This window comes from Novosphingobium sp., from assembly GCF_027486195.1.
Classification (GTDB): Bacteria; Pseudomonadota; Alphaproteobacteria; order Sphingomonadales; family Sphingomonadaceae; genus Novosphingobium.
This window is the reverse complement of record NZ_JAIXPP010000026.1, coordinates 1-6,291: the sequence shown is the minus strand read 5'-3', so window position 1 is coordinate 6,291 and position 6,291 is coordinate 1. Positions and strand designations below refer to the sequence as shown.

At 65.6% G+C, this 6,291-nt stretch carries 4 protein-coding genes; all 4 read right to left on the bottom strand.

Features of this window, described 5'->3' with window-relative positions; genetic code table 11:
- Positions 1-1,072: radical SAM protein (locus Q0071_RS05730; protein WP_298166247.1), on the bottom strand; the 1,072-nt coding region annotated here is incomplete at its 3' end.
- 5 nt (positions 1,073-1,077) lie between these two features.
- Positions 1,078-2,868: a quinohemoprotein amine dehydrogenase subunit alpha gene (peaA, locus tag Q0071_RS05725; RefSeq protein WP_298166245.1), complete on the bottom strand. Its 1,791-nt coding sequence runs from the start codon at positions 2,866-2,868 to the stop codon at positions 1,078-1,080.
- 208 nt (positions 2,869-3,076) lie between these two features.
- Entirely contained in the window at positions 3,077-5,272 is a 2,196-nt protein-coding gene (locus Q0071_RS05720) for a molybdopterin cofactor-binding domain-containing protein (protein WP_298166243.1), read from the bottom strand.
- Positions 5,269-5,736 (bottom strand): (2Fe-2S)-binding protein, encoded by a 468-nt coding sequence (locus Q0071_RS05715; RefSeq protein ID WP_298166241.1) that lies wholly within the window; start codon positions 5,734-5,736, stop codon positions 5,269-5,271. The genes Q0071_RS05720 and Q0071_RS05715 overlap by 4 nt, the downstream gene beginning before the upstream one ends.
- Positions 5,737-6,291 lie beyond the last annotated feature (555 nt).

Here is a 6,291-nt window from a genome sequence, read left to right as displayed (position 1 = left end):
TGGTGCCCGCGATCAGTTCCGAAATCGTTTCGGACACATTGGTGAAGCCGTGGACCTTGCCTTGCAGTGCGTAGTCCAGCCATTCGTCCGCCAGCGCCTCGAAATCGGCGAGCACGCCGGTCATCGCATCGCCGTCCAGCGCATAGTCGCGCTCCTCGCCCGCTGTAGTGACGGGCGCGAAGCCCACTTCGTGGAAGCCGATGTCGTGCTTGAGATGCTGGTAGATCCGCTTCACGTCGGTCACCCCGGCGCTCAGCGTGACGCGGGCGGTGACGGCGCGGGTCTTGTGCCCGGCGATCAGCTTGCGCAGGCGCGGCTCCATCACCGCATAGCTGCCCTTGCCGTTCTTGTAGACCCGGCGGGCATCCTGCAGTTCGGGCGGGCCGTCCATGGATACGGTGACGCCGATCACGTGGTCCGAGAGGAAGGCGATGATCTCGTCCGTCAGCAGCGTGGCGTTGGTCGTCAGGCTGTAGGTGATGCGCTTGCCCGCCGCCTTCGCCGCTTCATCGGCATAGAGCACGACATCGCGCAGCAGGCGGAAGTTCATCAGCGTTTCGCCGCCGAAGAAGGTGATGTGCACTGCCTCGCGCCGGTCCGCGCTCTTCAGCAGGAAATCGACCGAGGACTTGGCGGTTTCCAGCGACATGTACTTGGGCTTGCCGGCAGGGGTCGCGATCTTGTCGGCCCCGAATTCGTAGCAATAAGTGCAGGCCAGGTTGCACTGGTTGGTGACGTTGAGCACCAGCGCCTGCAGGGGGTAATCCGCCGGCGGGGCGGCGGGCATCAGCGCATGGACCACCTGCGCCGACTGGATCGCCCGCGCCAGCCGCAGTTCGCGCACCAGTTCTTCCGCATCGGTGGCCGAAACGCCCTCGCCTACCAGCGCGCGGACGAGATCGTCATGGTCCATCTCGCCATGCTCGCCCAGAAGATCGAGCACCTTGCGGGTCATGTCATCGGCGGCGAAGATCGCGCCCGCCGTCACCAGATAGATGAAGTCCGCGCCTTGCGCCCGGAACTCATGGATTTCGCCGCTGCGATAGCGGTGCGCGAGCCGAGTGGCCGTCATGGTGGTCACTGCGACACCCCCGGGTTGTCCCACCGCTTGTAGGCGGGCACGGTTACGACAAGGTAGGACCGCGCGGTCAGCGGCTGGCCAGTGGCGTCTTTCTCTTCCTTCGCGGTCGCCACCACCCAGACATCGCCGTAATTGTTGCGATTGCCGCTGCGTTCAGGGTTCGGGCCGTCGCTCGCGGGGGTGAAGAAGCCCGACGGGGTCAACTTGCCGACGAAGTCCTTGTCGTCGTCATAATAGGTCGCCTGGAATTCCTCGATGTGGAACTCGGCGGGCACCACGCCGACTTTGACGTCATCGGCGGTATTGGGCTTGCCATCGGCTCCGGCGTCAAAGCCCCAGGCTTCGAACTGGGCATAGCCCGGTGTGCGCTTGCCCGAACCCAGCCGCGAGATGCCGGTTTCCGGGCTAACCTTGAGATAGGCGATCTTCTGGTAGACCGGCAACGCGCTGGCCAGCACAGCCGATCCGACCGAGACATCGTGCACCGAAGGCTTCACATCCGCCGCCGCATCGACGGTGACGACGACCTCACCGGGCGCTGCAGAAACCAGTTTGGTCACCGTGATCCCGGTGCCGAGATCGACGTCCTTGGCCGTCAGCCCCGCCGGGAAAGCATCGCCGTAGATATGCACCGTCTGCGCCTTGGCGCCGCCCTTGAGCGAGGCAGGCCAGACCGCGCCGATCACCGGGCTGCCATCGGCGCGGGTCAACGTCACGTCGTAGCCGAATTCCTGATAATCGCCCCAGAACCAGCGCCCGGTGGCGCTGCGGCGATCGGAACCGAACATCATCGTGCTGCGCAGCGGCTGGTTGAAGGCGTTCGGCGCGGTTGGCGCTGCGGCCGGCATCGTGCGGCCGCGCCAGGCATAGCCGCCATAGACGAGGCCGCCGCCGGGCGCGCTCAGCACATCGCCATCGGCCAGATTCTTCAGCGCCGTCTCGGTCTTGAACTCGCCTTCCGCCGCGCCGGGCGCAACGGTGAAGGTGCCGTAGAACAGGCCCTTGCCGGGCAGCCAAGCGCTCGCCAGCCACTTACCGGCGAGGCGCGGCGCCTGCTTGCGGGCTTCCCATGCGGTCCATTCCGGCGTCTTGAGCGGTGCAACCTTGCGCAGATAATCGAGCGCGACCTGTCCCGACGTAACCGGGATCATGCCGGGCTTGTTCACGATCGGATCGGTCTGGCCGAACACCGCGCCGGGACGGTCCACCGCCGGACGGCGATACTGGGCATCGGCCTGCGAATAGAGCGCGACGTGGAATTCCTGCAGGTTCTTCCACTCCGCCGCCGAACGCCGCCACGAAAGCGGCTGGGCAAATGCGTGGCAGGCAGCGCAACTGGTGCGCACCGATTCGCTCGGGATATTGGTTTCGTCAATCACCCGCTTTTCGACGAGGTACTGGACGGGCTTGGCCTCTTCCGGCGCAAGGCCATGCGTATCGGCAAGATAGCGCACGATATGGCGGGCCTCATCGGGCGTCAGCGCGGCTCCGTTCAACCGGACCATGCGCTTGATCGCCTGATCCCAGCCTTCGGGTGTGGTGCGAACCCACGAAATGCGCGAGAGATTGCCCTTGTCGTCCGCCGTGTGGCACGAACCGCACTTTTCGCGCGTTAGGGCGTCGGTGACGGGGATGCCGTCTTCCTTCTCGATCCCCTCATCGGCAGGAAGGCTGGCCTGACCGATCACGGCAGAGGCGGAGAACAGGCTGGCTGCGCCAAACAGCAACGCGGCGGTCAGTCTGCGAACGACTGGATTGCCACGTGTATGCCTGGGAGGTGCGTTCACTGAAGGCGCAGGGCCATTGCCGAGGGCCGAAAATACTTGGTCTGCCGCGCCTGGAACGTCCATCTGCGTAAAGCCCCCTGAAGAATTGTCCCCGATGCACCCTCCGGCCTGATTCGAATTCTGTACAAGCGTACAGGATTGGTCAATCGCTAACTCGCGTCATTTGTTGCGCTTGCGAAGATTCTTTTTGCCCTGCGCAAAACGCCGCTCAGGCCAGCTGTAGCGGCAGGCTGCGCAGCCGTTTGCCAGTCGCCGCGCGGATGGCATTCGCAACTGCGGGAATGACCGGCGGCAAGGTCGGCTCGCCAAGCCCGGTCGGCGGATAGTCGTTCTTCACCCAGCTGATTGCGATCTCGGCGGGCTTGGCATCCATGCGCAGCAGCGGGAAATCGCTGAACGTCACCGTCTGCACCGCGCCCGCTTCCTGCACGATGGGCTGCCACACCAGCGCCTGCGCCAGCCCGTCGATCGCGGCGCCTTGTGCCTGATGCTCGGCATTGAGCGGATTGATGATCTGCGAGCCGATGTCGCCCGCGATCCACACCTTGTCGACCTTGACCGCGCCATCGGCCACCGTCACGTCGACCACTTCGGCAAAGTAGCCGCGGTGGCTGAAGTAGAAGCCGAAGCCGCGCCCCTTGCCCGGCACAGTGGATGGCTTGCCCGTCCAGCCGGCAAAGGCCACCACGCGCTCAATCACCGCACGCGCACGGGCCGTGCTGAACACGATGCTCGGGCGTTCTGTCGGCAGATCGCGCGGCGCACCCAGCGTGCGCAGCATGAGGGCGGGGAGGTCGGTTCCCGCTGCCTCGGCCACTTCGTCCATGAAGCTCTGATAGACGAAGGCCATCGCGTTGGACGTCGGCGCGCGCAGCCAGCCGGTGGTGAGGTTGGTGGCGAGGAACGACTGCATGAGATGCGTATCGGGCACGACCGAGGCGGGAAACTCCGAGGCCGGCATGTCCGCCGCGCGGATCGGTTTGCCGTTCGCGCCGAAGGTCACGAAGTGGTCCTTGAACGCCGTCAGCGCGCCGCTTGCATCGAGCCCTGCGGTGAAGCGGTGCCAGCCGCCGGGGCGGTAGTAGTCGTTGCGCAGATCGTCGGTCCGGTCGAACAGCAGCTTGACCGGGCGCCCCGGCACAGCCTTCGCGACCTGCGCAGCCATGACCATGTAATCGTTCATCAGCCGCCGGCCGAAGCCGCCGCCGATTCGCGTCATGTGGATGGTGATCGCCTCCGGTGCGATGCCCATCATCGCCGCCACATCTTTGCGGCCATTGCCGGGGTTCTGGGTCGGCGCCCAGAACTCCGCCGTGCCGTCCGCATGCCACAGCGCGGTGCAGTTTTGCGGCTCGAGCGTGGCGTGGGCCAGGAAGGGATAGCTGTAATCGCCGGTGATCACCTTGGCGGCCTTGGCGAGTGCCGCATCGGCATAGCCTGCCTTGAACACCGTGGCGTCGGGCGCCTTGGCCAGCGCCTCGGCGGCCTGCTTGGCATAAAGCTCGGTAGAAAAGCCCTGCTGCGCGGCGATATCCCACTGCACCACCAGCTTGTCGCGCAGCTTCTGCACGGCCCACCACGAGGTACCGACGATCGCCACCGCATCCTGCTTGCCTGCCGGGCACTGGCCGCTGCTGATCGGAACCACGGCCACGACCTCGCGCGCTGCCTTCACCGCCGAAGCGTCATGGCTCACCAGCGTCCCGCCAATCGCCGGGCACTTGACGATGGCTGCATGGAGCAGCCCCGGCAGCCGCGTATCGATGCCGAACAGGGGCTCCCCGCGCACGATCTTCGGCGTATCGACACCCTTCCTCGGGGTGCCGATGATGTGGAATTCATCCGGCTTCTTGAGCGCCACCTTGGCAAGATCCGGCGCTGGCTGCGCTGCCGCCGCCTTGGCGAGCGAGGCATATGTCGCGCTGCGCCCGCTCGCCGCGTGGATCACCCGCCCGGCGGAGGTCTTGAGGCTTGCCGCGTCCACGCTCCATTGCGCCGCAGCTGCCCCCACCAGCATCGCCCGCGCAGCCGCGCCGGCCTGCCGCGCCGGAAGCCAGTTCATGGGCGTCGCGGTGCTGCCACCGGCCACTTGCGGGCCATAGGCCTTCTCGTTGGCGTCGGTCTGCTCGATCTTCACCTGTTCCCAGGTCACGTCGAGCTCATCCGCCAGCAGCATCGGCAGCATGGTCTTGATGCCCTGCCCGATCTCGGGGTTTTTCGCCCCGATGATCACGCTGTTGTCCGGCAGGATGCGGATGAACGCGTTGAGCACGGTCGCATCCGGCACGCCGGGACCCGCCGCAAGCGCGATCTTCGCCTCGAAAGTCAGCGCAGCCCCGCCTGCCAGCGAGGCGGCGATGAACGAGCGGCGGCTCAGTGCCACCTTGCCGGTGATCGCACTCATGCCTTGGTCTCCAGTCCGGCGGCCTCGCGGATGGCCCGCTCGATCCGCACATACGTCGCGCAGCGGCAGATATTGCCGTTCATGCCCAGCAGGATGTCTTCCGCGCTCGGCTTGGGGTTCGTGGTGAGCAGCGCAGTCGCCGACATGATCTGCCCGGCCTGGCAATAGCCACACTGCGGAACATCGATGCGGGTCCACGCATCGACCACTTTCTGCCCGGCGGGCAGCGCGGTCACGCCCTCGATCGTGGTGATCTGCTTGCCGGCGGCTTCGGCAATCGGTGTCTGGCACGAGCGGACAGCCTGACCATCGAGCAGCACCGTGCAGGCCCCGCACAGGCCCGCACCGCAGCCGAACTTGGTGCCGGGCATATCGAGATCCTCGCGCAGGACCCACAGCAGAGGCTTGTCGGCATCGGCATCCACCGTCCGCTTGCGGCGATTGACTGTCAGCACCACGGACATGGAAAAACTCCGTTTCTGCGAGTGTCCCGCGAAAGAGGACCCCAACTGTTGGAAATTTGAACAGTCTTCAAGGATCGCGTCAAGCACCGAAGACCAGCGCCGCGAGGCCGTTGCCCACTACTGGGGCTGATCGGGCCTCAGGGCGGCGGGCAGCCACAGGCGCGCAGCTCGCCATGCAACGCCGTAAGCGTCGCATCCCGGTCGAGCACAGCACTCCCCTGACGAGGTTTCCCGAATGTTGGACCCTGGAGCGACTTCGAGACGGGGGGAATCGGGATCTGCAGTGTGCCAGGCTCCAGCTTGGTGCGCCCTGCGGCTTGGCTTGGGACAAGGACGAACCCGCTCTGCGGGAGTGGCGCTTGGGGTGGGGTCGCGCCGTAATTCCGGGGCGTAGGGCGCGGTCGAGTCGCCGTGAGATTGTGAGGTTCCTTCAACGGAGAGGAACTCACCATGGACACTACGATTACCTCCAGCCCAAGCGGGTCACTGCGTCAGCGGATGCTGCAGGATATGAAGCTTCGGGGTCTCGGGTCGCATACGCAGCAAGACTACATT